24 protein-coding genes are annotated in these 25583 nt (G+C 62.8%); 11 read left to right on the top strand and 13 right to left on the bottom strand.

The window, feature by feature from the left end; all coding sequences use genetic code 11:
• Positions 1–2: 2 nt before the first annotated feature.
• From CDV46_RS02735 to CDV46_RS02715, 5 genes are all read right to left on the bottom strand, one after another.
• On the bottom strand, positions 3–395 hold the full coding sequence (locus CDV46_RS02735; RefSeq protein ID WP_087690235.1) for a VOC family protein: 393 nt from the start codon (positions 393–395) through the stop codon (positions 3–5).
• Between the two features lie 171 nt (positions 396–566).
• A complete protein-coding gene (gene pxpA, locus CDV46_RS02730; RefSeq protein WP_087690233.1) occupies positions 567–1307 on the bottom strand; it encodes a 5-oxoprolinase subunit PxpA in 741 nt (246 codons plus the stop codon).
• Between the two features lie 44 nt (positions 1308–1351).
• Positions 1352–2368, bottom strand: coding sequence for a biotin-dependent carboxyltransferase family protein (locus CDV46_RS02725; protein WP_087690231.1), 1017 nt, complete (start codon positions 2366–2368; stop codon positions 1352–1354).
• A complete protein-coding gene (gene pxpB, locus CDV46_RS02720; RefSeq protein ID WP_087721734.1) occupies positions 2365–3018 on the bottom strand; it encodes a 5-oxoprolinase subunit PxpB in 654 nt (217 codons plus the stop codon). Before pxpB ends, CDV46_RS02725 begins: the two co-directional genes overlap by 4 nt.
• Before the next feature lie 3 nt (positions 3019–3021).
• Positions 3022–3705, bottom strand: coding sequence for a 5-formyltetrahydrofolate cyclo-ligase (locus CDV46_RS02715; protein ID WP_254915909.1), 684 nt, complete (start codon positions 3703–3705; stop codon positions 3022–3024).
• Between the two features lie 24 nt (positions 3706–3729).
• Between CDV46_RS02715 and CDV46_RS02710 the strand changes: the two genes are divergently transcribed.
• From CDV46_RS02710 to CDV46_RS02695, 4 genes are all read left to right on the top strand, one after another.
• A complete protein-coding gene (locus tag CDV46_RS02710; RefSeq protein ID WP_087690226.1) occupies positions 3730–5745 on the top strand; it encodes a lytic transglycosylase domain-containing protein in 2016 nt (671 codons plus the stop codon).
• 51 nt (positions 5746–5796) lie between these two features.
• The gene (locus tag CDV46_RS02705) at positions 5797–6747 is read left to right on the top strand and encodes a complex I NDUFA9 subunit family protein (RefSeq protein WP_087690225.1); all 951 of its coding nucleotides are present in this window, start codon (positions 5797–5799) and stop codon (positions 6745–6747) included.
• A gap of 104 nt (positions 6748–6851) precedes the next feature.
• Positions 6852–7496: a glutathione S-transferase family protein gene (locus tag CDV46_RS02700; protein ID WP_087690223.1), complete on the top strand. Its 645-nt coding sequence runs from the start codon at positions 6852–6854 to the stop codon at positions 7494–7496.
• Positions 7493–8746 carry a multifunctional CCA addition/repair protein gene (locus CDV46_RS02695; RefSeq protein WP_087721733.1) on the top strand — a complete coding sequence of 418 codons (1254 nt, stop codon included), beginning with the start codon at positions 7493–7495 and terminating at the stop codon, positions 8744–8746. The genes CDV46_RS02700 and CDV46_RS02695 overlap by 4 nt, the downstream gene beginning before the upstream one ends.
• Positions 8747–8751: 5 nt before the next feature.
• Here the strand turns inward: CDV46_RS02695 and CDV46_RS02690 are convergent, their stop codons facing one another.
• The 4 genes from CDV46_RS02690 to CDV46_RS02675 all read right to left on the bottom strand — a co-directional run bounded on the left by CDV46_RS02690 (position 8752) and on the right by CDV46_RS02675 (position 12504).
• On the bottom strand, positions 8752–9615 hold the full coding sequence (locus CDV46_RS02690) for a YopJ family acetyltransferase (protein WP_176398989.1): 864 nt from the start codon (positions 9613–9615) through the stop codon (positions 8752–8754).
• A gap of 285 nt (positions 9616–9900) precedes the next feature.
• On the bottom strand, positions 9901–10782 hold the full coding sequence (locus CDV46_RS02685; RefSeq protein WP_303395609.1) for a glutamate/aspartate ABC transporter substrate-binding protein: 882 nt from the start codon (positions 10780–10782) through the stop codon (positions 9901–9903).
• A gap of 282 nt (positions 10783–11064) precedes the next feature.
• Positions 11065–11259, bottom strand: coding sequence for a DUF2905 domain-containing protein (locus CDV46_RS02680; protein ID WP_087721731.1), 195 nt, complete (start codon positions 11257–11259; stop codon positions 11065–11067).
• 30 nt (positions 11260–11289) lie between these two features.
• Positions 11290–12504 carry a class I SAM-dependent methyltransferase gene (locus CDV46_RS02675; RefSeq protein WP_087690216.1) on the bottom strand — a complete coding sequence of 405 codons (1215 nt, stop codon included), beginning with the start codon at positions 12502–12504 and terminating at the stop codon, positions 11290–11292.
• Positions 12505–12742: 238 nt separating this feature from the next.
• Between CDV46_RS02675 and CDV46_RS02670 the strand changes: the two genes are divergently transcribed.
• The 5 genes from CDV46_RS02670 (at position 12743) to glmS (ending at position 18376) form a co-directional block, all read left to right on the top strand.
• On the top strand, positions 12743–13588 hold the full coding sequence (locus tag CDV46_RS02670) for an SDR family oxidoreductase (protein WP_254915908.1): 846 nt from the start codon (positions 12743–12745) through the stop codon (positions 13586–13588).
• Positions 13589–13609: 21 nt separating this feature from the next.
• Positions 13610–14005, top strand: a complete 396-nt coding sequence (locus tag CDV46_RS02665) for a dihydroneopterin aldolase (protein ID WP_087690214.1) — start codon at positions 13610–13612, stop codon at positions 14003–14005.
• 1 nt (position 14006) lies between these two features.
• The gene (gene ttcA, locus CDV46_RS02660; RefSeq protein ID WP_058376908.1) at positions 14007–14963 is read left to right on the top strand and encodes a tRNA 2-thiocytidine(32) synthetase TtcA; all 957 of its coding nucleotides are present in this window, start codon (positions 14007–14009) and stop codon (positions 14961–14963) included.
• Positions 14964–15088: 125 nt separating this feature from the next.
• Entirely contained in the window at positions 15089–16450 is a 1362-nt protein-coding gene (gene glmU / locus CDV46_RS02655; RefSeq protein ID WP_087690212.1) for a bifunctional UDP-N-acetylglucosamine diphosphorylase/glucosamine-1-phosphate N-acetyltransferase GlmU, read from the top strand.
• Positions 16451–16546: 96 nt separating this feature from the next.
• Positions 16547–18376, top strand: a complete 1830-nt coding sequence (glmS, locus tag CDV46_RS02650; RefSeq protein ID WP_087721730.1) for a glutamine--fructose-6-phosphate transaminase (isomerizing) — start codon at positions 16547–16549, stop codon at positions 18374–18376.
• Between the two features lie 83 nt (positions 18377–18459).
• Here glmS and CDV46_RS02645 read toward each other — a convergent pair whose 3' ends face one another.
• The 3 genes from CDV46_RS02645 to CDV46_RS02635 all read right to left on the bottom strand — a co-directional run bounded on the left by CDV46_RS02645 (position 18460) and on the right by CDV46_RS02635 (position 21925).
• Complete coding sequence (locus CDV46_RS02645) at positions 18460–19224, bottom strand: COG4705 family protein (protein WP_087690208.1); 765 nt, start codon at positions 19222–19224, stop codon at positions 18460–18462.
• Positions 19225–19484: 260 nt separating this feature from the next.
• Positions 19485–20582, bottom strand: a complete 1098-nt coding sequence (locus tag CDV46_RS02640; RefSeq protein WP_176398988.1) for an asparaginase — start codon at positions 20580–20582, stop codon at positions 19485–19487.
• 191 nt (positions 20583–20773) lie between these two features.
• Positions 20774–21925 carry a porin gene (locus CDV46_RS02635; protein WP_087721729.1) on the bottom strand — a complete coding sequence of 384 codons (1152 nt, stop codon included), beginning with the start codon at positions 21923–21925 and terminating at the stop codon, positions 20774–20776.
• Positions 21926–22582: 657 nt separating this feature from the next.
• Between CDV46_RS02635 and CDV46_RS02630 the strand changes: the two genes are divergently transcribed.
• Positions 22583–23680 (top strand): saccharopine dehydrogenase family protein, encoded by a 1098-nt coding sequence (locus tag CDV46_RS02630; RefSeq protein ID WP_058376918.1) that lies wholly within the window; start codon positions 22583–22585, stop codon positions 23678–23680.
• A 134-nt stretch (positions 23681–23814) separates the two neighbouring features.
• Here CDV46_RS02630 and CDV46_RS02625 read toward each other — a convergent pair whose 3' ends face one another.
• Positions 23815–24300: an Lrp/AsnC family transcriptional regulator gene (locus tag CDV46_RS02625; protein WP_087721728.1), complete on the bottom strand. Its 486-nt coding sequence runs from the start codon at positions 24298–24300 to the stop codon at positions 23815–23817.
• A gap of 139 nt (positions 24301–24439) precedes the next feature.
• On the opposite strand from CDV46_RS02625, the gene CDV46_RS02620 reads away from it, so the two are divergent.
• Positions 24440–25468 carry a histone deacetylase family protein gene (locus CDV46_RS02620; protein WP_087721727.1) on the top strand — a complete coding sequence of 343 codons (1029 nt, stop codon included), beginning with the start codon at positions 24440–24442 and terminating at the stop codon, positions 25466–25468.
• Positions 25469–25583 lie beyond the last annotated feature (115 nt).

Raw genomic sequence — 25583 nt, 5'->3', positions numbered from 1 at the left:
GCTCATGCCGGGCCCGGACCGAAGTAGAGGGCACCTAGCTTGTTGCCGTCGGGGTCGCGGAAGTAGGCCGCATAGAGCCCGGGGACGCAGTCGCGCTCGCCCGGTTCGCCTTCGCAAATGGCGAGTTCGGTCGCCATTGCGGCGTCGTAGATATCGTCCACCTGATCGGGGCTGCTTGCCGCCAGCGCTACCATCACGCCGTTGCCGTGAGAGGCAGGTGCCCCGTTGTGCGGCGTCATCAACATGAGTCCGGCAGTCGGGCCCGTGCCGGCGCGGTAACCGAGGGCGTGGTCGTCGTTGTGTACGACGGTCGCGCTCAGGGGCTTGAGAACGGCATCGTAGAACGTCTTCGAACGGGCCAGATCACTCGAACCGAGTGTGGTGTAGAGAATCATCGTGTGTCCTTTGATCGCCTGAGAAGGAGTGTCCTTGCCCGCATCAGAAGTGCGGGGCAGGGAAAATCCAGTCTACTGAGCAGACACAGCGCTGTGCGGCAGGGAATTCCTAAACGCCTATAGGAAGTTCTCTCGGTTTTCCTGATTTACGCCGTTGGCGACCGTTGGTGATTAACGCACCGGCGCGATCTCGATGCCTTCGTCGGTCAGAAAGCGGCGAATGCGTTGCGCAAACTCAAGGGCATGATCGCCGTCACCGTGCAGGCAGACCGTCTGCGCGTTGATCGGCACCAGCGTGCCGTCGATGGCACGCACGCGTTGATCGCGCACCATCATCAGCGTTTGCGCGAGCGCATCGTCTTCGCGCTCGATCAATGCCCCGGGGGTGCCGCGTTTGACGAGCGAGCCATCGGCGTTATAGCCCCGGTCGGCGAAGACTTCTTCCACGGCATGCATGCCGGCGGCGCTGGCGGCTTTCACCAGTTGGCCTCCCGCCAGCCCGAACACCGCCAGATCGGTGTCGAATGCGCGAATCGCCTCGACGATCGTCTCTGCGAGCGCCGGGTCGCGTGCGGCCTGGTTATAGAGCGCACCGTGCGGCTTCACATGCGAGAGCCAGCCGCCTTGTGCGCGCACCATCGCCGCGAGGGCGCCAATCTGATACAGCATGCCCGCGCGAATTTCATCGAGCGGCAATTGCATTTCGGTTCGGCCGAAATTTTCGCGATCGGGGAAGCTCGGGTGCGCGCCGATGGCGACACCATTCGCGAGCGCCCAGCGCACCACCTGCTGCATGGTGCCGGCGTCGCCTGCGTGCCAGCCGCAAGCCACGTTGGCTGAGCTGACAAGAGCGAGCAACGGCTCGTCGTAATCGCAACCTTCGCCAAGGTCGACGTTGAGGTCGATTTTCATTTTTGGGGTTCTCCTGCGGGGATGCGCAAATGCGGGGTTGGGCGTCAGCGCTTGCGCGTGATGGCCGGCCGGCGCGGGGTGTCCAGAATGCCGCGATCATGCCACGCGAGGGCGCGCTCGATTTGCGCAAGGTAACGCAATTGTTCGCGCCACGCTTCACGTGCCTCGGCTTGCGTGCACTCAGAGAAATACAGGGTGCTGCCCAGCCGTGCTTGCCCCAGCCGCCAAAGGTCGGCGCTGATGACAGTGCCGATTTTGGGATATCCCCCGGTGGTCTGCGCGTCGGCCAGCAGAATGATCGGTTGCCCCGACGGCGGCACCTGAATCACGCCCGGCAACACCCCGTGCGAGGGCAAGTCGTTCGCACGGTTCTTCTTGCGCGAAAGCGCTTCCGGTCCGGCAAGCCGATAGCCCATACGATTGCTGTTGGGCGTGACTTGCCAGGGGTTTTCCCAGAATGTCTTGTGCGTGGCCGCAGTGAAATCGTCGTACTCGGGGCCCGGCAGCACGCGCACGCGATGTGCGAGCGGGTCGGACAGCCACAGTGGCGGACGCACCCCTAACGGCCCGGCCTTGCGTGCGTCTGCGCCGGTGTGGATCTTGCCGATACCCAGGCGATCGCCATCATGCAGCGCGCGACCTTCATGGCCACCGAAACCGGCGGCCAGATCCGTACTGCGTGAACCGAGCGCCACCGGCACGTCGATGCCACCGGCCACTGCGAGATAAGTGCGCATGCCGAAGCGCGAGGGGCGCAACGTGAGCGTCTGTCCGCGCGCGACGGGAAAACGCCACCACGACCAGACGGGTACGCCGTCGAGATCGGCATGGCAGTCGGCACCGGTGAGGGCGACGAGCGCGGCCGACGAGAAGCGTAGCGCACAGGTGCCCATCGTGATTTCGAGGGTGGCGGCGTTCAGTTCGTTGCCGGTGAGTCGGTTGGCGACGATGCAGGCGAGCGGGTCGATGGCGCCACCGCTGGCGACACCGAATTCACGCTGTCCGGTACGGCCCAGATCCTGAACCGTGGTGAGCAGGCCGGCACGCAGGATTTCGATCACAGGTCGAGGCTCGCGATAGTGAAGCGCACGCGGTCACCCGGCGCCAACAAGGCAGGCGGGGTCGCGGCGGGGTCGAACAGGGCGCTGGCGGTGTGGCCGATGATCTGCCAGCCGCCGGGCGAAGTGAGCGGATACACGCCGGTCTGGCTGCCGCCGATGCCGACCGAGCCGGCGGGCACCGCCAGACGGGGTTCGGCACGGCGCGGCATGGCAATCGATTCGTCGAGACCGCCCAGATAAGGGAAGCCCGGTTGAAAGCCGAGGAAATACACGACGTATTCGGGCGCGGTATGGCGTTGTACGACGGTTTTCGGTTGCAGACGGGCGTGCTTGGCGACGTCGTGCAGATCGGGGCCGTGTTCGCCCCCGTAATGCACCGGGATCTCGATGTCGCGGCCGACTTCGCCCGCTGGCGGTTGGGTTTGCCATGCCTCGCGCAGGCGCTCGCCGAGTGCTCCCTGATCGGTCGCGAGCGGGTCGAATAGCAGCGTCAGATTGTTCATGCCCGATACGACTTCGCGAACGTCGGGCCAATCGCGCGCCAGCGCAGCCACGTGCCAGACACGGCGTTGGGCGCCCAGACTGGGGGCGGTGCCGGGTTCGCAAACGAGGGCGCTGTCGCCGAGCGGCAGAATCTTGAGCGTCGTCATGAATTAGCGGGTGGTGCCGTGAGGGCAGTCGGAGGTATCAGCGGTGGCGCGAGCGCCCGTGGCGTTGTAGGTGGCCGATTCGGTCACGATGGCGTCGAGCGCAAGGTCATGGGCTTCGGCGACGAGGCTGGCGACTTCGAGCGCGTCGTAGGCGATGCCGAGCGTTTGCGGCCGAGGGGAGCGCGCGTGCAGGGTGCGGTCGTAGAAGCCGCCACCGTAGCCGAGACGCAGGCCGTCGCGTGTAAAGCCGACGCAGGGCACGAGCAGCAGGTCCGGCACCAGCACTTCGGTGTCCTGCGGCACGGGAATCCGGTAGCGGCCTTCGATCATGGGGGTGGCGGGCGTCCAGCGATGGAAGACGAGCGGCGTGGCCGGGGCGGTGACGACGGGCAGGGCAGCAAGGCGAAGGGGGGAGGCGGCGGCCGGTTCTGTGTTCTGGCCCGATTCCCCAAGCCATGCGCTGACGACGCCCCGCGCGTCGAATTCGCTCTGAATCGGCCAATAGAAACCGATGCAGCGCGGCGCGCGGCGGGCGATTTCGTCGGCGAGCCGGCGGGCAAGCGCGGCATCGAGCGTGTCGCGCCCGGCGAGCGTCTCGCGCGTGGCCAGCAGCGAACGGCGTAGCGCCCTTTTCTGGTGGGCGTCGGCCGCCGTTTGGGCGATGTCCCGTGCTATGCTTGAATCCACTTTTTACCCGACGCTCCCCTGAAGATGTCCGAACGTTTGTCCCGAGTATATCGCGCCGCCGCGCTTGCCCTGAGCGCTGCTGCGCTTGTTGCGTGCAGCACCACGCAAGCGACCGGCCGCCCCAAGGCGCAACCGGCTGCGAGCCGCTCGGCACCCTCCGCCACTTCTGCCGACGCGCTCTCGCAGCGCTCGCCGGACGACATCTTCACGGCGCTGCGCGAGGCCGCCCGCAACAACGACGCGCCCCGTGCCACGGCGCTCGCGGCGATGCTCTCCGACTACGACGTGCCGTCGTATGTCCAATACTTCCAGATCAAGCCGCGCATGTTCGATCGTTCGGGCAAGGCGCTGCTCGATACCCCGGACGACGATATCCGAGCCTTCTTGCGTACGTATGACGGTCAGGCCATTGCCGACCGCATGCGCAACGACTGGCTGCTGGTGCTGGGCAAGCGCCATGACTGGCAGACGTTCGACGCGGAATATCCGAAATTCGCGCTCGACGACGACACGCAGGTCAAGTGCTATTCACTGATGTCGCGCGCCGCCCGTGGCGAGAACGTGACGCAGGCCGCCACCGATCTGTTGACCTCGCCGAAGTACTACGGCGAAGGTTGCATCGACATGATCAACACGCTGGCGGCGAACGGGCAGTTGCCGCGCAAGGAAGTCTGGCATCAGATTCGTCTGGCCTACGAGGAGAACTACACCTCGCTCGGCAAGCAGATCGCCGACGCCCTTGGCGCCGTGCGCCCGGACGACAGCCTGCTGGACATGGCGGCCACCCGCCCGGCGCAGATCCTCGCACGTGGCGTGGATGGCTCCGAGCAATCGCGTCAACTGGCCCTGCTGGCGACCGTGCGCATGGCCCGCTCCGATGCCGGGCTGGCCGCAAGCAGCTTTGCGGGCGTGGCGGGCAGCTTGTCGCAGGACGAGCGTGCGATCGGTTGGGGCGCCATCGGCATGCGTGGTGCGCTCTCGCAGAACCCGATGGCGATCAGTTGGTATCGTCAGGCCGGGACGGCCAAGCTTTCGAACACCGCGCAGGAATGGAAGATTCGCGCGGCGTTGCGCGCCGGTGACTGGAATCTCGTTCGCACGGGCATCGAAGTGATGCCGGCTTCGCTGCGCGACGATGGCGTGTGGACGTACTGGTACGGTCGCGCGCTGCGCGAAGCGGGTCAGGGCGATGCCGCGCGCGCGCAATTCCAGAAGATCGCAATGCAGCCGAATTTCTACGGCCAGTTGGCGAACGAAGAACTGGGCAACAAGACGCAGGTGCCGCCGCGCACCACCGTCACGCAAGCCGAGGTGGATGCCAACCGCACGAACGCGGGCTTCCAGCGCGCGGCCAAGTTCTATGCGATGGGGCTGCGTTTCGAAGGCAATCGCGAGTGGAACTGGGAACTGCGCAACATGACGGATCGTCAGTTGCTCGCCGCCGCTCAGTATGCCAAGAACATCGAATTGTTCGATCGCACGGTCAATACCGCCGATCGCACGAAGGTCGAGCACGACTTCACGCTGCGCTATCTGATGCCGTTCCGCGATGTGCTGGAGCGCAACGCCGCAGCGGTCGATCTGGATGAAGCGTGGGCCTATGGTCTGATCCGTCAGGAGTCGCGGTTCATCATCGATGCGCGCTCATCGGCGGGTGCCGGTGGGCTGATGCAGATCATGCCGGCCACGGCGAAGATGGTCGCCAAGAAGATCGGCATGGACTACGAGCCGGGCATGATGCACGACATCAACGTCAACATTCGTCTGGGCACGAGCTATCTGTCGTCGATCTACAACCAGTTCGACGGCTCGGCCGTGCTGGCATCGGCCGGCTACAACGCTGGCCCGGGACGCCCGCGCACGTGGCGTTCCACGCTGGATCGGCCGGTGGAAGGGGCGATCTTCGCCGAGACGATCCCGTTCAACGAGACGCGGGCTTACGTCGAGAATGTGCTGTCGAACACCAATTACTACTCGGCCCTGATTACGGGGCGTCCGCAATCGCTCAAGGAGCGGCTCGGCGTAATCCTGCCCCAGTGACGGATCAGGGGCGCGGGCCGCGCGCCCAAGATCATGACTCGGAGGTGACGCATGCGCTATAACGTTTGTGTCGTCGGTGGCACCGGCTTCATCGGTGGTCATCTGGTCGCCCGATTGGTGTCGTCAGGGCACGCCGTGCGCCTGCCGACACGCCGCGTCGAGGCCGCCAAGGCGCTCGGCGTACTGCCGGGCGTGGAACTCGTCGAGTGCGATGTGCACGATCCGCGCGCCCTTGAGCGCGTGATCGCCGGCAGCGACGCCGTGATCAACCTTGTCGGGGTGCTTCACAGCGACCGCGGCACGCCTTACGGCAAAGCCTTCGCCCGGGCGCATGTGGACCTGCCGCGCAAGATCGCACAGGCATGCAGCGATCGCGGCATCGACCGCTTGCTGCACATGAGCGCCCTCGGAGCCGACTCGAATGGCCCGAGCATGTACCAACGCTCCAAGGGCGATGGCGAGAAGGCGATTCGCGAGACCGGCATTCCGGTCACGATCTTCCGGCCATCGGTCGTCTTCGGCCCCGGCGACAGCTTCCTCAATACGTTTGCCCGTTTGCAACGCCGCTTGCCGGTGGTGCCGCTCGCCAGTGCCAAAGCGCGCTTTCAGCCGATCTATGTGATCGACGTGGCGCAGGCGTTTGTGGCGGCGCTCGACAACGATGCCACGTTTGGCAAGACCTACGAGCTGGGTGGGCCGCAGGTGTACACGCTGGAGGAACTGGTGCGCTTTGCCGGTGCGGTGTGTGGCTGCGAACGGCCGATTCTGCCGCTCACCGATGGCGCTGCCCGGTTGCAGGCTGCGTTCTTCGAGAAGTTGCCGGGTGACCCGATCATCACGCGCGACAATCTCGATTCGATGCGTGTCGATAACGTCATGACCGGCCCGTTGGCGCCCGAACTGAACCTCACGCCCAACGGTCTCGAGATCGCCGTCGACTATCTCGATGGCGACAACTGGGAGCGTCGGCTGTCGGATTACCGGCGCTACGCTGGACGTTGATCGACGGATCGGCTGATTCGGCCACGGGTTCTGCGGCAACCTCGCGATGACCTCTTTGATTCCCGCTATCGCGCGCGCATCGGGCGTGCGCAAGGAAAGCTCTCATGCAACTGATCGTCGCCAATAAGCGATATTCCTCGTGGTCGATGCGGCCTTGGGTCTTGCTCAAGCACTTTGATATCGCGTTCGAAGAGTGCAACGTCTGGCTCGCGCAGCCTGACTCGCGCGAACAGATTCTGCGCTACTCGCCGACCGGCAAGGTGCCGTGTCTCATCGACAACGGCATCACCGTGTGGGATTCGCTGGCCATTTGTGAGTACCTCGCCGAGAGCTATCCGCACGTGCCGCTGTGGCCAACGTCGCGCGAAGCCCGTGCCCACGCGCGCAGTGTCTGCGCCGAGATGCACAGCGGCTTTGGCGGTCTGCGCAGCAGCATGTTCATGAACATTGGCGCGCATTGGCCGGGGGCGGCGGCAACGCCTGAGGCGCTCGCCGACATCCGTCGCGTCGAGGCGATCTGGGAAGACTGTCTCGCCCGCCATGGCGGCCCGTTCCTGTTCGGTGAATTCACCATTGCCGACGCGTTCTACGCCCCGGTGGTGATGCGCTTCGCGACGTTCGAGCCGGCCCTTTCGGCAACAGCGCAGGCGTACGCCGACCGCATTCGCGAAGTCCCCGCCGTGCAGGCATGGGTGGCGGCGGCCAAAGCCGAGGCGATCCGCGTCGATTATTACGAAGTGCGTCCATGAAGATTTATGCAGTCGGCGGCGCTATTCGCGACGCCATGTTGGGTCTGCCGGTCAAAGACCGCGATTACGTCGTGGTGGGCGCGACGCCTGAAGAGATGGTCCGGCTGGGGTACAAACCGGTCGGTCGCGACTTTCCTGTTTTCCTCCATCCGAAGACGCGCGCGGAGTACGCGCTTGCGCGCACCGAGCGGAAAACCGCCCGCGGGTATCACGGCTTCTCGTTCTACTTCGCCCCGGAAGTCACGCTCGAAGAAGACCTGATCCGCCGTGATTTCACGATCAACGCGATGGCACGCGAGGTGTTGCCCGACGACAGTCTGTCGGACACGCTGGTCGATCCGTACGGCGGCGAGCGCGATCTGAAGGCGCGGCTGTTCCGTCATGTCGGCGTCGCGTTTGCGGAAGACCCGGTCCGGATTCTGCGCTGTGCGCGCTTTGCGGCGCGGTTCACCGACTTCTCTGTGGCTGACGAAACCCTCGACTTGATGCGCGAGATGACCGCCAACGGAGAGGTCGATGCGCTGGTGGCAGAGCGAGTCTGGCAGGAGCTGTCTCGCGGGCTGATGGAAAACCGGCCGTCGCGCATGTTCGATGTCTTGCGCGAGTCCGGTGCGCTGGAGCGCATCCTGCCCGAGTTGGCCCGGCTGTGGGGCGTGCCGCAGCGCGCCGACTATCACCCCGAAGTGGATACGGGCGTGCACGTGATGATGGTGCTCGACTTCGCCGCCGCGCAGGGATATTCACTGCCCGTGCGGTTTGCCGCGCTCACGCACGATCTTGGCAAGGGCACCACGCCGGACGACGTGCTGCCGCGTCACATCGGACACGAAGGCCGCAGCGTCGATCTGCTGGGCCCGTTGTGCGCCCGCTTGCGGGTGCCGGTCGAGTGCCGCGAACTCGCGCAGGTGGTCGCGCGCGAGCACGGCAACATTCATGCGAGTGGAAAGTTCGGGGCGTCGGCGCTGGTGCGTCTGCTTGAGCGTTGCGATGCGCTGCGCAAGCCCGAACGGTTCGTGGAGATTCTGCAAGCGTGCGAAGCGGATGCGCGTGGCCGCGGCGGCGATTTCCCGAATGCGCCGTATGCGCAGCGAGATCGTCTGATGGCGGCGCTGGCCGCCGCGCGGTCTGTCGATGCGGGCGCGGTAGCGGGACAGTTTGCCGACAATCCGGGGAAAATTCGCGAAGCGGTTCAGGCAGCACGCATCGAAGCGGTTGAAGCCGCAGGCCTCGGGGCTGCGCAGGACGCCTGATCGCACTAGCTCTGCAAGAACGTATCTTCCAGCGATTCCAGCGGGGACGGCAGCGCCCGCCCTGCGGCTTTGATCCGTTCGAATTCAATCGAGACACTGTAGCTTCGATTCTCGCGGTCGAAGGTGAGCCCTTTCTGACGGCGAGCGAGTCTTCGTATCTCTGCACCCTCCGCATCTGCGTTCCTGCTATGCCGCTCTGCATAGCCCGCCAGACGTCGCTTTGATTGCGTGTGCCGCATGATCGACGGCGGCAGCAGATCGTCGGTCTTGTCGAAAGGAAGGTGGTGAAACGCTGCGTCGTCGAATTCTCCGGCACGCAAACGTGAGTGAAGCGATTCGAAGGTGCTCGCTTCCTTGAACATCGCTTTGCAGGTCATCAGGCTGAACATGCCACAGTCGACCGAACTCTGTTGCATTCGGGTTTCGAGGATCAACAACGCGCGATCGGGCCAATCGTGCCCGGTGGGTGCGTGCAGTGTCATCGCCTGACACAAACGGAAGGCAAGCGTTGAACCGCCCTCATCATTCATCGATCCCGACTCGATCAGAATCACGGACGGCTGACCGTCACGAATGGCCAGATCGAAGGCCGCGAAATGGATGCCGTCGGGCCCCATGTTGACGATGCCCTGCTCGCGGCCCTGCGCTTCTGGCAATCGGCATCGCTGCAAAAGATACGTCACCAAATCGTCGGGGGACCGGTGCTGCGATATCCGCATGCCGGACTGATGGGCCGCCTCGGACTCGATCAGCTTGGGAAGAAATCTTGCGTCGGCCTGCGCCATGCTCGGACATTGCTTCTGGGCCGAGAGGAAGGCGACGGAGAAGTTGTAGTAACCGCGCAATGTCCGGGGCAGCGAATATCGCATGGAATTCGCGGCATCGACGTTTCGCGCTGAGCGCATTGCAGCGACAGCCAAGCCTGTGACGGAAGCCGTTTCGGCGTGAGCCGGGCGATTCGCCGCGTCTGACGCGCCAGCCGGGACTGAATAGCTTCTGGCGCGTGACCAACTGGATGAAGGGTGCATGAGCGTTGGGGGAAAAGAAAAAGCCGCCATGATGGCGGCTTCCTCCTCTCGCTCGCTTTGCTACTCAAGTTACGGATTTCGGCATTTCGTCCAATCCGCACTTGCCAACAACATCCCCCGCAGCGATCACTCGAACGCCTGATCGTTCGGGTTCGCGTAGAGCTGCTTGAGCTGCTCGCTCATCGGGAAGTTGAAGTTGATGTTCTTCGGCGGCACCGGCGATTCGAACCACTTCTTGTACATCGCGTTGATCTCGCCGCTCTTCATGACGCCCGAGAGCGTGTCATCCACGAGCTTTTTGAACACCGTGTCGCCGTGTTTCATCATGAAACCATAAGCTTCAAACGACTGCGGCGTGCCGGTCACGATCCAGTCATCGGGGTTGCGGCCCATGGTGCGGGCGCCCGCGAGCAGCACGTCGTCCATCATGAAGCCCTGAACGCGACCGCCTTGCAGCATGATGAACGACTCGCCGTAATCCTTGCCCGCGATCACGCTCATGTTCATCTTCTTGTCGTTGTTCATCTTGTTGAGGATGCGCTCCGACGTCGTGCCGGCATTGGTCACGACCGCCTTGCCGGCGAGATCCGGGAAGTCTTTGACGCCCGAATTCTTGTTCACCAGCAGGCGCGTGCCGGCGACGAAGAACGTGTCCGAGAAGTTGACCTGTGCCTGACGTGCTTTCAAGTTGGTCGTCACGCCGCACTCGATATCGACCGTGCCGTTCTGCACGAGCGCAATGCGGTTCTGCGACGTCACGGGAATGAAGCGCGCTTGCAGATCGGGCTTCTTGAGCTTGGCCTTCACCGCATCGACGACCTTGTTGCAGAGGTCTTGCGAGTAACCGATGACGTTGTGATTGTTGTCGTAGTACGAGAACGGAATCGACGACTCACGGTGGCCGATCGAAATCACCCCGCTGGTCTCGATCTTTTGCAGCGTCTCCGATGTGCTCTGCGCTTGTGCTGCGCCCGACGCGGTACCGATCACCATCGCCACGCCCAGCATCGCCCCGGTCAATCGCACCTTGGTCTGCATCTTGATCATGCCCTGCTCCTGAAAAGGTCTCACCGTGATTCACGACTGAATCATTTGTTTCATGGTAATTTTTTTGCAACAAATGATCAAATGCTTGTTAACCCTAGATGGAATGGGGTTAAGCAGGCACAGGCGGGCAGGGCGACACGCGCAGGCGTGCGCACCCTGATACACCGGGCGTTGCGAAGATTCAGAACGGCGAGGGAAGTCGGTCGAATGGGGCTGCAACACGTGTTGCAGCCGGGCCGACGGTCAAAGCAGGCGAATCAGCAGATTGAAGACGAGCGAGAGCACGACGGTCGACGCGAACGGGAAGACCATCTCCCGGCCGCGCCAGCGGAACCGCACGTCGCCGGGCAGCTGGCCGATGCCGAGCTTCGACAGCCAGGGCGAGGCTGCCGAGAGGATGCAGACCGCGATGAAGATCGTGAACATCCAGCGAAACATCGGCGTGGCCTTGTCAGGAGAGACGTGCAGTCAAAGGGCGTGACTGCGGTCGCTGGTCGCAAAGCCGATGAGCCCGGCCCATTCGTCCATGCCGCGCCCGAAGGCGATCACCTTGAAGAGCTCGCCCATTTCCGCTTCCGACAGGAGTTTCTGGGCGGCGTTGGCCGCGGGCAGGAACGTTGCCGGGTCGGTCGGATCGAGCGCACTCATCAGATCGACGATGCCCGCATTCATCAGGAACCGCGCCTGCGAGGTGAAGCCCAGCAGATCAAGGCCGGCTTCCACGCCCGCATCGGCAATGCCGGAAAACTCCACGTGCGCGGTGATGTCCTGCAAGCCGGGGTAATAGAACGGATCGTCGTGCGCGTGATGGCGGTAGTGGCACATCAGCGTGCCTTGCGCGCGCTGCGGATGGTAATACTCGCGCGCCGGGAAGCCGTAATCGATGAGCAGCAGCACGCCCCGGGCGAGCAGCGGCGCCACGCTGCGCACGAAGGCCGACGCGGCTTCGTGCGTTTCCGTCAGGTATTCCTGCGTGGGCGGCAGATCGTCGAGCGCAGCCAGTGCTTCAGGCACCGCGCCGTCGTGCAGACGTTCTTCCCATGCGAAGCCGTCCGCCGTCATCGTGACTCCGCGTTCGAACCAGACCGGCTGGCCGCCGGCGTCCGGGCGGCGCGCCCACAGGCGCACGGGCATGGCGTCGAGCACTTCGTTGCCGAGCATCACGCCCTTGAAGGCGTCGGGCAGATAGTCGAGCCAGGTCACCTTGTCGAGCAGGTGCGGGGCAAGCCGTTCGATCGTGGCGCGCTGGCGGGCCCGGAGCTCACCGGAGAGCTCCATGATCGAGTAGCGCTCGCAGGGCGTGCCTTGCGCGTCGAGCGCAAGCAGGATGTCGGCGGCAAGCCGTCCCGAGCCGGCACCGAATTCGAGCACCTCGGCGTCACCCGTCTGTTCGACGATTTCCCCGATCTGACGTGCGATGGTTCCGGCGAAGAACGGCGTGAGTTCCGGCGCGGTGACGAAGTCGCTGCCATCGGCGGCCAGACGCCCGAATTTGGCGGCACCGGCGGCGTAATAGCCGAGTCCGGGCGCGTAGAGGGCGAGTTCCATGAAGCGGTCAAACGGCAGCCAGCCGCCGGCCGCGTCGATCGCGTCGGCGAGATGGGCCGTGAGGCGGCGCGAGTGTTCGAGCGCGTCAGCCTCTGGAACGGGTAAACTATGGGGTTTCGGTGCGGCCTGATTCATGCCGGCATTGTAACGGAGTCGGCGCAGACTATCTGCCGTGCGTTGTCATCTGGCGCGAGGCCCCGTAAACAGTTGATTTGCGGCCGGTTTGCCGCCCATCCGCCCGCAGGATGGCGCACCCGCGACCGTTGCCTGACAAGGCGCTTCGCAGAATGCTGCCGGACACGGGGGCCTGCGGTTGGCCCCGAACGCGCCCGAATAACCCTGATTTCCCGGCCCCCTGACAGGAAACCGACGCATGACCGTTGCACCCACGCCACGCTCCACGCCCGCCGCCAGCGACGCCAACGCCCGCACGCCTGCCGTGCCGCGCGTGGCGCTCGTCACGGGCGGCGCGCGCCGTATCGGCCGCGCCATTGCGCTGCGGCTTGCCGGCATGGGGTGGGACGTCGCCGTACATTACGAGCGCTCGCAGGACGAAGCGCTTGAAACGGTCGCGGCCATCGAGGCGTTGGGCCGTCGCGCGGTGGCGTTGCAGGCCTCGCTGGCCGACGAAGCCGCCACGGCGGGCCTCATCGCCCGCTGTACGGACGCGCTGGGTGTGCCAAGTTGCCTGGTCAATAACGCCTCGCGCTTCGAGTACGATGGCGCCGCAGATTTCGGCTATAACGCCCTTGAGCGCCACATGCGCGTGAACGTGGGGGCGCCGTTGGTGCTGGCGCGCGAGATGTACGCGGCATTGGGCGAGACGGGACGTGGCGTGATCGTCAATTTGCTCGACCAGAAGTTGGCGAATCCGAACCCCGATTACCTGTCGTACACGTTGTCGAAGGCGGCGCTCGACGTCGCCACCACGTTGCTGGCGCAGGCGTTTGCGCCCCGCCTTCGCGTGGTCGGCGTGGCACCGGGCGTGACGCTGCTGTCTGTCGATCAGACCCCGGCAGGTTTTGCCGCCGCGCATGCCGCCACGCCGTTGGGGGCATCGTCGACGCCGGAGGACATCGCGCAGGCGGTGGCGTATCTGGCAGATGCACCGGCGGTGACCGGCACCGTACTGTATGTCGATGGCGGCCAGCATCTCGCCGCCTCGTCGCGGGACGTAAAATTTCTGACCGAGCCGGCCGCCGCCGACCGGTCTCGTTGATTGTCATTACGAGTTTTCAAAATGCATAGCGCTCTTTCCCACCCCCGCCTGATGGACTGCCGTCGCATGTTCCTGCGCGACTATGAAGTGTTCATCAATATCGGCGTTCACGATCACGAGAAGCGTGGCGAGCAGCGTGTGCTGATCAACGTGCAGTTGTTCGTGCCGCTCGCCGACAGCACGCCCGTGGCCGACAAGCTCGACGAAGTGGTCGACTACGACTTCATGCGCGAGACCATCGCCAAGCGCGTGGGACAAGGCCACATCCATTTGCAGGAAACCCTTTGCGACGACGTGGCGGAAGCCCTGCTGGCCCACCCGCGCGTGCGTGCCGTGGGCGTGTCGACCGAGAAGCCCGATGTCTACCCTGATTGCCACTCGGTGGGCATCGAGGTGTTCAAGATGAAGGGTGCCTGAGATGAGTGCCGTGATTTCCGAGACCGGTGCCACCTCGGCCGCGACCGGTAATGTTGCCGTCGATAGCGTCAAGAAGGCCCAGAAGCTCGCGTTCGAGAACAACAAGCTCGAAAAGCGACTGTTCCGTCTGACGGGGCAGGCCATCGGCGACTACAACATGATCGAGCAGGGCGATCGCGTGATGGTGTGCATGTCCGGCGGCAAAGACAGCTACGCCATGCTCGACATTCTGCTCAAGCTGCGCGAGCGCGCGCCGATCGACTTCTCCATTGTCGCGGTGAACCTCGATCAGAAGCAGCCGGGTTTCCCGGAGCATGTACTGCCCGATTATTTCCGCGCCATCGGCGTGGATTTCCATATCGAGAATCAGGACACGTACTCCATCGTCAAGCGCGTGGTGCCCGAGGGCAAGACGACGTGCTCGCTGTGTTCGCGCCTGCGCCGGGGCATTTTGTACCGCGTGGCGGGCGAACTCGGCGCGACCAAGATTGCGCTGGGCCATCATCGCGACGACATCATCGAGACGCTGTTCCTGAACATGTTCTACGGTGGCAAGCTCAAGGGCATGCCGCCCAAGCTGCAATCGGATGACGGCAAGAACGTGGTGATCCGTCCGCTCGCGTACGTGCGTGAGTCGGATCTGGAGCGCTACGCCGAGTACAAGCAGTTCCCGATCATTCCGTGCACGCTGTGCGGCAGCCAGCCGAACCTGAAGCGTGGCGAGATGAAGGCGCTGATTCGCCAATGGGAAAAGCAGCACCCGGGCCGCATCAAGTCGATTTTCAGCTCGCTCTCGAACGTGATTCCGTCGCATCTGATGGACGCGGGCATTCACGACTTCAAGAATCTGCGTGCGACGGGGCAGCCCGATCCGCTCGGCGATACGGCTTTCGATGAAGTGCCGTGCGGCGACGAGAACGACGCCGGCATCATCCGCATCGCCCAGTTCGACGACTGAATTACCTGATTCGCCTGAATTGTCTGATCCGCAAATGCGCTAGTTCAGCGTGCGCGTCGTGTTTTCCGATGCTCATGACAAGCCTTTCATAGAAGACTTTTGATTTTTCGACACGTCACCTCGCCATGAATATTGTGATTCTCGCGGCCGGCATGGGTAAGCGCATGCGCTCCAGGCTGCCCAAAGTACTGCAACCGCTGGCTGGCCGCCCGCTGCTCTCGCATGTGATCGAGACGGCACGCACGCTTTCGCCGGGCAAGCTGATCGTGGTGGTTGGTCACGGTGGCGATGCGGTGCGTGACGCCGTGGCTGCCGACGATGTGCATTTCGCTGAACAGGCTCAGCAACTGGGCACCGGTCATGCCGTGCAACAGGCCGTGGCGCTGCTCGATGAAACCGTGCCGACGCTGGTGCTTTATGGCGACGTGCCGCTCACGCGCGCCGAGACCTTGCGGGGTCTGCTCGATGCGGCGGGTAGCGACAAGCTGGGCGTGCTGACGGTCGATCTGGACAACCCGGCCGGCTATGGCCGGATCGTGCGCGATGCCGCGGGCAATGTGCTGCGCATCGTGGAACAGAAGGACGCTAACGATGCCGAGCGCGCCATTCGCGAGATCAACACCGGCATTCTCGTCGCGCCGACGCGTCAGCTCAAGGGCTGGCTGGGCGGGCTGAAGAACCAGAATGCACAGGGCGAGTACTACCTCACCGATGTCATTGCTTGTGCGGTGGCCGATGGCGTGCCGGTGGTGACCACGCAGCCGGCTTTCGCGTGGGAGCCCAATGGTGTCAACGACAAGGCGCAGCTTGCAGAACTGGAGCGCGATTATCAACGCAACGCAGCCGGTGTCTTGTTGGCGGCCGGTGTCACGCTCATCGATCCGAATCGCTTCGACCTGCGCGGCGAAATCGCTTGCGGCACCGACGTGTCGATCGATGTGAACTGTGTGTTCGAAGGCAAGGTCTCGATCGGCGACGGGGCGACGATTGGCCCGAATTGCGTGATTCGCAATTCGACCATCGGCGCCGGTACGCGTATCGAGGCGTTCAGCCATCTCGATGGTGCCGTGGTCGGCGCCGACGCGCATGTCGGGCCATATGCCCGTTTGCGTCCGGGTGCCGATCTGGCCGACGAAGTGCACATCGGCAACTTCGTCGAGGTGAAGAATGCCACCCTCGCGAAGGGTTCGAAGGCGAATCATCTGGCGTACGTGGGCGATTCGACCGTCGGCGCGCGGGTGAATATCGGCGCGGGCACCATCACCTGCAACTACGACGGGGCCAACAAACATCGCACGGTGATCGAGGACGACGTATTCATCGGCTCGGACACGCAACTGGTGGCGCCTGTGACGGTGCGTCGCGGCACGACCATTGCCGCGGGCACGACGGTGTGGAAAGACACCCCCGAAAACGCGCTGGTCATGAACGGCAAGACGCAGGTGGCAAAAGACGGCTACGTCCGTCCGCGCAAGCAGAAGCAGTAAAATCGGCAGTCATGTGCTGGCGCACGAGGCAGTAGCGCACGCCGGTGAATCATACGAATTGAATGGGCCAGGAATTCTGGCGTAAGGAAAGCGAATATGTGCGGCATTGTCGGCGCGGTAGCGCGACGTAATGTAGTACCGGTGCTGGTCGAGGGATTGCGCCGTCTGGAGTATCGCGGCTATGACTCCTGCGGCGTGGCGGTCTTGCAGGATGGCGTGCCGCAGCGTGCACGCAGCGTGTCGCGCGTGGCCGATCTCGAAGCGCAGGTCAATCAGACGCACCTGTCGGGCGAGATCGGTATTGCACATACCCGTTGGGCAACGCATGGTGCGCCGGTCACGAACAATGCGCATCCGATCTTCTCGCGCGACGACGTGGCGCTGGTGCACAACGGCATCATCGAGAACCACGAAAGCCTGCGTGACGAGTTGCGCGGTCTGGGTTACGAATTCGTGTCGCAAACTGACACGGAAGTCATTGCCCATCTGATCCATCATTTGCTGGCAAACGGCGCGGCAGGTGATCTGTATCACGCCGTGCAACTGGCGAAGCGCCGCTTGCATGGCGCATACGCCATCGCGGTATTCCGCAAACAGGAACCGCATCGTGTCATCGGCACGCGGGCCGGTTCACCGCTGGTGGTGGGTGTGGGCGATGGCGAGAACTTCCTCGCTTCCGATGCACTGGCACTGGCTGGCACGACCGACCAGTTCATCTATCTGGAAGAAGGTGATGTGGTCGAGCTCACGCTGGAAGGCGTGAAGATCGTCGACCGCAACGACGTCGCCGTCGAGCGCGAAGTTCGCACCGTGCAGGCGTATTCGGGTGCTGTGGAGTTGGGTCCGTACCGGCACTACATGCAGAAGGAAATCTTCGAGCAGCCGCGCGCCATCGGCGACACGATGGAAGGCGTGGAAGGCATCTCGCCGACGCTGTTCGGCGAGAAGGCTGAGGCAGTGCTGCGCAACATCGACTCGATTCTGATTCTCGCGTGCGGCACAAGTTATTACTCGGGCATGACGGCCAAATACTGGCTTGAGTCGCTGGCACAGATTCCGACGCAGGTCGAAGTCGCGAGCGAATATCGCTATCGCGACAGCGTGCCGAACCCGAAGACGCTGGTGGTCACCATCTCGCAGTCGGGGGAGACGGCCGACACGATGGCGGCGCTGCAACACGCGCAGTCGCTGGGCATGACGAACACGCTTGCGATCTGTAACGTGGGGACGAGTGCGATGGTGCGCCAGACGGCGTTGCATTACCTCACGCGTGCGGGCACCGAGATTGGTGTGGCGTCGACGAAGGCGTTCACGACGCAGTTGACAGCACTCTTCCTGCTCACGTTGACGATTGCCAAGTTGCGCGGCCGTCTGACGGAAGCGCAAGAGGCTGAATATCTGACGCAACTGCGCCACCTGCCGGCGGCGCTGCATAGCGTGCTGGCGCTGGAGCCGCAGATTATTGCGTGGGCCGAAGATTTTGCGCGTCGCGAGAATGCATTGTTCTTGGGCCGTGGTTTGCACTATCCGATTGCTTTGGAAGGCGCGCTCAAGCTCAAGGAAATTTCGTACATCCACGCGGAAGCGTACCCGGCTGGCGAGTTGAAGCACGGCCCGCTGGCACTGGTGACGGATCAGATGCCGGTGGTCACGGTGGCGCCGCACGACGCGCTGGTCGAGAAGCTCAAGTCGAACATGCAGGAAGTGCGTGCGCGTGGCGGCCAGTTGTACGTGTTTGCCGATTCGGACACGCAAATCTCGAATGCCGAGGGCATCCACGTGATCCGCATGCCGGAGCACTATGGCCAGCTCTCGCCGATCCTGCACACCGTGCCTCTGCAATTGCTCGCGTATCACACCGCGTGCGCACGCGGCACCGACGTCGACAAGCCGCGCAATCTGGCGAAGTCGGTGACTGTGGAGTGATCGCCAAGTCAGCGTCACAAGCGCATTGAAGACCGCACGCGGGCGATTCGTTGCCCGCGTGAACTGCAAGCTGCGGCAAAACGCTAATGCGCTTTCGCCGCAGCGCGCTGCCGCACAAGCAACAAGCTCGTCAGAATAAACGCCAGCAAGGCGAAGGATGCCGAATACCGGCTCAGTGCGAGGCCGCCTGCGCTGATCGGTTTATCCAGAAAGTCGCCGACGACTGCGCCCAGCGGTCGCGTCAAAATGAACGCCGCCCAGAAGAGAAAGACGCGCGACGTTCGGGTCCAGAAATACATCCCCACGAGAATCAGCAGCAACGCGCCGAAGACAACGGCAGCACCGGTATAGCCGAGCCCGGCAGTATCCGCCGTCCAGTCGCCCAGTGCGGTGCCCAGGGTCTGCGAGAACATGATCGTGACCCAATAGAACACTTCCGCCTTGGGCGAATCGACCGCGTTGACAGACACCGAGCCCATCGTTCGGTGCCAGACCCACAGCGAACCCAGCAGCAGCGCCAGAAGGATCGCCGACCCACCGGCGTACCCGATCCCTAGGGAACGATCGGCGAAGTCCGCCAGCGTCGTCCCGACAGTTGTCGTGGCGATGATCGTGGCCCAATACAGCGCCGGGTGAAACGACTTCGCCCGGATCTGTGCCGACACCAGGATGGCGAAGACCACGGCAAAGATCGCCGTGGCGACGAGATAGCCAAGGTTCATCGACATAGAGACGGCGTCGCCGCCTGTCTCGCCCAAGGTCGTCGCGGCAATCTTCACCACCCAGAACATGAGCGTGACTTCCGGCACCTTGGCGAGGGCTTTGTGTACGTTTGTGTTTGTGTTCATGCATGCACCTGTCGTGTGGACGCTCCCGCGCGCCATGCCGGGAGGCCTCGATTCACTTTAGAACACGCGAAGTGTGCCGCCGTTGACTTAGTTCACGCATAGTCCCCCGGAATTGAGGCGCCGCGAGCCTGTCATCTCGACAAACAACAAAAAGGGCGGGCTGCCAATCATGGCAACCCGCCCTTTATCTCATCAACAGCCGACAGCAACTGACAACTTCCACCAGCCGCCCTCGGCCGCCTTCAGCCGCTGCAACCGCCTCAGTACGTCACGTCAAATGCCTTCTGCACCTTATCCGCCGCCGTCACCCCGTTGCCGATCAGCAACTGGGTGAGCACGCGTGCTTTTTGCGGGTTCAGATCGTAAGAGACGACGAAACCGGTCTTGTCGTCCGACACTTCGACGTTCCGGTTGACGAAGCCACTGCCGACGCGCGACGAACGCACGACTACGACGCCCTTACGCGCTGCGGCTTCCAGCGCGTCGAGTGCCGCCTGAGACGCATTGCCGTCGCCGACACCTGCCAGCACGATCCCCTTCGCGTTGTGCCGCACGGCGTCGTCGATCTGCACGGCGTCCATATCGGCGTGGGCATAGACGATCTCGACACGGGGCAGACCACCGCTGGGCACCTCAAGCGCCTTCTTCCGGCCTGCGGGCGCTGGCGCGAGATAGCGAATCGACGCCGGGTCGACATAGCCGACCGGTGCCGCGTTCGGGTTATGGAACGTCTGCACCGACGTCGTGTTGGTCTTCGTAACCCAGCGCGGCCCATGAATCGTGTCGTTCATCACGACGAGGACGCCCCGGTTCTGCGACTGCGGGCTGGCGGCAACTTCCACGGCTTCGTAGAGATTGCCCGGGCCGTCGGCGCTCACGGCGGTACTCGGACGCATCGACCCGACCAGCACCACCGGCTTGCTGGTGGCGAGCACGTTGTCGAGGAAGAAGGCGGTCTCTTCCATGGTGTCGGTGCCGTGGGTGACCACGATGCCGTCCGCTTCGTCGCGGTCGAAGGCTTGCTTGATGCGCGCGGCCAGTTGATACCAGACCTTGCTGTTCATGTCCTGCGAGCCGATGTTCGAGATCTGTTCGGCCTTGATCGATGCCAGCTTGTCGAGGCCGGGCACGCTCGCGGTAAGTTGCTCGCCGGTCACGCCGCCCGCGTTGTAGCCGATGGCCGAGCGCGCGTCGCCGGTACTAGCGATGGTGCCGCCGGTGGCGAGCACCAGAATGCGCGGCGCGCGCTTGGCCGTGGTGGTATCTGCCGCGAATGCGTGGCTGCCTGCGGTGAACGCCAGTGCGGCGGCCATCATGGTCGGCAGTACGACGGATTTGCGTTGCTTGGTCAACGTCATGGGTGTGCTCCTCTCTTCTCGTTGGGGGGAATCGCGCCGGAGGCCGGCGAGATCACTGCCATATTGGCAAGATTTCCGATTTCAAGAAAGGTGCATGCGCGCGACCCATGAAAAAAGGGAGGCCCTTGTGGGGCCTCCCTTAATACTGGAGCACTCAAACGAGGTACTACACGTCTCGCGAAGACGAAGGCTTAGAACTTGTGGCGCAGGCCTGCGACGACGGCAGCTTGCGACTTCGTGCTCGAAGCACCGCCTGCGCCGTTGATCGAAGCGGCGGTCGCGTCACCGGCAGCCTTCTGATAGATACCGACCAGGTACACGTCGCTACGACGCGAGAGCAGGTAGTCCACGGCGGCGTTGACCTGGTGGTACTTCGGGCTCAGGTTGGCGAGGGCCGGGCTACGCGTGCTGGCGTCGGTGTACGTGTAGGCGAGGCCGAGCAGCAGCGTCGGCGACAGGTTGTACGTACCGTTCAGTTCGTAGTTCGACACACGGGCGCCGGTGCCGCTCAGATACTTGATCTGGGTGTTGCTGTACACCACGCCGACCGTTGCCGGGCCGAAGTTGTAGCTGCCGCCCGTGGCGAGCACGCGCTGCTTGTCCACGCCGTAGGACGTCGTGCCGATGCGGGTCGTGTAGAAGTCGCCGCTGTAGTCGCCCGTGACGGCGCCGCCGGTGTTGCCCGCGCTCGACGGGGTGCTGACTTCGAGGTAGCCGATGCCGAACTTGATCGGGCCGTTCGCGTAGGCGGCGCCCAGGCTGAAGGCACGGTTGTTGGCGAAGCCGGTGCCGTTGGCGCCGGTGCTGGCTTGATTCGAGAAGCTGTACAGGCCGCCGAACGTGAAGCCGGCGTAGTTGGCGCTCGAGTACTTGATCGAGTTGTTGAGGCGGAACGAGTTGTACAGGTTGTCGACGTCGCCCACGTGCGCGCCGAGCTTGGTGGCGAACTGCTTGGCCGAGGTCAGGCCGCTCACGTAGTCGACCACGGAGTCGTACTGGCGACCGATGGTGACCGTGCCCAGCGACTTGCTCGACAGACCGACGAAGGCTTGACGGCCGAATTCGCGGCTGCTTTGGCCGAGCGTGCCGTTCATCAGGTTGAAGCCGTTTTCAAGGGTGAAGACAGCCGACAGACCGCCGCCCAGATCTTCGGAGCCCTTCAGGCCCCAGCGGTTACCCGATTGCAGGCCGTCTGCCGTGCTGGTGTTCTTGTTGCCGCCCACGTTGTTGACATAGGCGAGACCGCCGTCGAGCACACCATAAAGGGTGACGTTGCTTTGAGCTTGCGCTGCGCCGGCAGCGAGGAGGGCACACAGCGCCGCAGCCAAATGCGTCTTTTTCATCGGTCGATTCCTTGTTCGATAGCTTTGAAATGTTGCGAACCCCTTCGCCTGACATCAGGCGCCCCGTGGGTTCGGGCCGAACTATATCGAAGCTGTCCCGGAATCTGTAGGTGTGCCGATGAAATTTCACGCAGGATGTGTCCATGTTGCAACGAGCAAAACGAAGACAAACCGTTCTGGCCCCGTTTCATGCGGATGACATGTAGGGCACGTATAAGTGATCAATCGTGCGATCTTCTCCGGCGCACTTTTCCGCACCCTGCACTGGCCCTGTCATCAAGACCCATTAGAAATCGGGACCATCGCTCTCTCAATCCACCGTGTGCCGACTCGTCCGGCAAATTTCGTCCCAATCCGATCTAGCGATGCGGTATAGGGCGACGTGCTCTGTTACGTCCCGATCATTTACCCAGCAAAATCCCCAGCAAGCTCCCTTTTTCACCATCCAATACATTTCGCCAAACAAACTCGTCATTACGTCAGTAATTGCCGAACTTACGACGAAATCACGCTACATTTCATCAGCACCCCTGCTTAGAATCGATGCAACGGCGCGAGACGTGCCGCAGCGTGAAAGCCCCGCCGCACGGGCCTTTGCGCGGTGTTCGTCTTGCTGCCATCGCACCGTATCTATCACCACTAACCAGGGGAAAAACCATGAAGAAGATTGCCTTGCTTGGCGCTGGCCACATCGGCCAAACCATTGCTCGTCTGTTGCGCGACAGCGGTGACTATCACGTGAGCGTGTTCGACCGCAGCGCACAAGCGCTTGCCCACGTCCGAGAGAATGCCGATGCCGTGTATGAACTCACCGACAGCGACACGGGCACGTTGCAAAAGGCAATCGCGGGCTACGATGCGGTGATCAATGCGTTGCCCTACACCATGGCCACCAGTGCCGCGACGGCAGCTGTCGCCGCCGGCTGCCATTACTTCGATCTGACCGAAGACGTCGCCGCCACGCATGCGATCGCCCAACTTGCCGAAGGCGCCAGCACCGCGCTCATGCCGCAATGCGGCCTTGCCCCCGGTTTCATCTCAATCGCTGCGCATCATCTCGCCGCCGCCTTCGATCAGGTCGAAGTGGTGAAGATGCGTGTCGGTGCGCTGCCCGCTTTCCCGACCAACTCGCTGAAGTACAACCTGACGTGGAGTGTGGACGGTCTCATCAACGAATACTGTCAGCCGTGTGAAGCCATTCGCGATGGCGCGTCGATCACCGTGCAGCCGCTCGAAGACCTCGAACACTTCTCGCTCGATGGCGTCGAATACGAAGCTTTCAACACCTCCGGCGGGCTCGGCACGCTTTGCGAAACGCTCGCCGGCCGTGTGCGCGATCTCGACTACAAGTCGGTGCGTTACCCGGGGCATGGCGCTTTGATGAAGGTGTTGCTCAGCGAACTGCGTCTTAAAGACGATCAGGAAACGCTCAAGACGCTGCTCAAGCGCGCCGTGCCGAGCACGCTGCAAGACGTGGTGCTGGTGTTCGTCGTCGTGAGTGGTCTGCGCAATGGCGTGCTCACGCAGGAAGTGTTCGCCCGCAAGATCTTCGCGGAACGTAACAACGGACATAGCGCGAGCGCCATTCAAATCACGACGGCATCGGCAGTGTGCGCCGCGGTCGATCTGTTCTTCGCGGAAAAGCTGCCGCAGCGTGGCTTTATTCGTCAGGAGCAGATTGCACTGCCGGACTTCCTCGCCAACCGCTTCGGTCAGGCCTACGCGCATTCGACGCATATCGAATCGCTGTCCTGATACGTAGCACGCTACGTACGTAAAACTGCCACAACCACTGCCCGCACGCCGCTGCGGGCAGTGTCATTTCCGTCGCATCAAATCGTCAAATCGACGAAACAACGCATCACGGAATCAGCACATCACCCCATCCCTCACCGCACCGGCACACGGCTCGACGCTTTGACTTCCTTCAACGACAGCGTCGAATGAATGCCCGTCACGCCCGGCAGCATCTTCAACACGGTATCGACAAAGACGCCATACGCGTCGAGATCTTCGCTCACCACCATCAGCATGTAATCGGCTTGTCCTGTCACCTTGTGACACGACAGGACCTCCGGGCATTGCTGAATCGCCAGCTCGAACTGCGCGGGTGCGTCGTGATCGGTATGAATGTCGAAATCGATCTGTACGAAGCCCAGCAAACCGAATCCCATCCGGCGTCGATCGAGATTCGCCTGAAAGCCGGTAATGAATCCTTCGTCCTCAAGCTTCCTGAGTCGTCGCCAGCAAGGTGTCACGCTTAGCGACAACGCATCGGCAAGTTGCGCCGTAGAGACGCTGCCGTCCTCCTGCAAACGGCTCAGAATCTGACGGTCCGTGGTATCCAGCTCGGAATAGAGTCGATTGTTTTTCATTTGTCTCGCTGATGAGTCGATTTTTACAAAAAATCTAAGTCAGACAAAAAGAAAAGCAAAGCAATTTCAAGTCCCGATCCACATACTGATGCCTGTCCGATTCAATCGTTTTCGTCCTTTCGCATCAGTTCAGCCACGCATGCTCACCCTTTACAGCGACGCACATCTGACTCACCAAGGCACCGAATGGGTGAACGGCGAGCAACACCCCAGCGTGGAATCTCCCGCGCGCGCGGCCAACGTTCTCGCATCGATTCGCGCCGCCAAACTTGGCGAATGCCAACTCGCCGAACGCCATGACAGCCGCGCTTACATGACCGTGCACAGCGAGCGCTACGTTCGCTTTCTCGAAAACGCATGGCGCATCTGGCAAGAAGACGGACGCACCCATCACGCGTTGCCACTGGTGTGGCCCGCTCGTGGCGCAACGTCGGATGTCGAGCCCGCCCATATCGAAGGCAAGTTGGGCTTCTACGCCGCCGATGCCTTCGCTGCCATCACGCCGGGTACTTGGGAGGCCGCGCGCACCAGCGCCGATGTGGCGCTGTCCGCGATGCGTGTCGTAGCGCAAGGGGCATCGAGCGCGTTCGCGCTGTGTCGTCCACCGGGTCATCACGCGTCGCGCGAATCGATGGGTGGCTACTGCTATCTCAACAACGCTGCACTCGCCGCGCAAGGCTTCATCGATAGCGGTGCGTCACACGTGGCGATTCTCGATATCGATTACCACCACGGCAACGGAACACAGAGCATCTTCGAAGCGCGCGACGACGTGCTCTTCGTTTCGATTCACGGCGATACCGACAAGTCGTATCCGTACTTCTATGGCCACGCGCACGAGCGCGGCATCGGCGATGGCCTCGGCTACACGTTGAATCTGCCACTGCCGCACGGCACAGGCTGGGCCGACTATCGTGCCGCACTCACCCACGCATGCGACCGTATTGCGGCATACGCCCCCGATGCCGTGGTGATCTCGCTGGGTGTCGATACCTTCAAGAATGACCCGATCAGTCGATTCACGATGGAGAGTGAAGACTATTTAAGCATCGGCCACGCGATCTCAAAAATCGCCCGAAGCACGCTCTTCGTTTTGGAGGGCGGCTACTGCGTCGAAGACATCGGCGTCAATGTCAGCAACACCCTCATAGGGTTCTCGAATGGTTAGAGAAGACATCAAACCATTAACCGAACGCTAGAGAACCCACCCACTGGTTTGTTCCGAAACCCGCGCGCGTTACCCACGCCGCAGGCGGGATTCGTTCGGCCATTTGAATTAAGTC

Source organism: Pandoraea sp. PE-S2T-3 (assembly GCF_002179965.1).
Lineage (GTDB): Bacteria > Pseudomonadota > Gammaproteobacteria > Burkholderiales > Burkholderiaceae > Pandoraea.
Note: the sequence above shows the minus strand (reverse complement) of the source record. Positions and strands in the feature narration are given on the sequence as shown.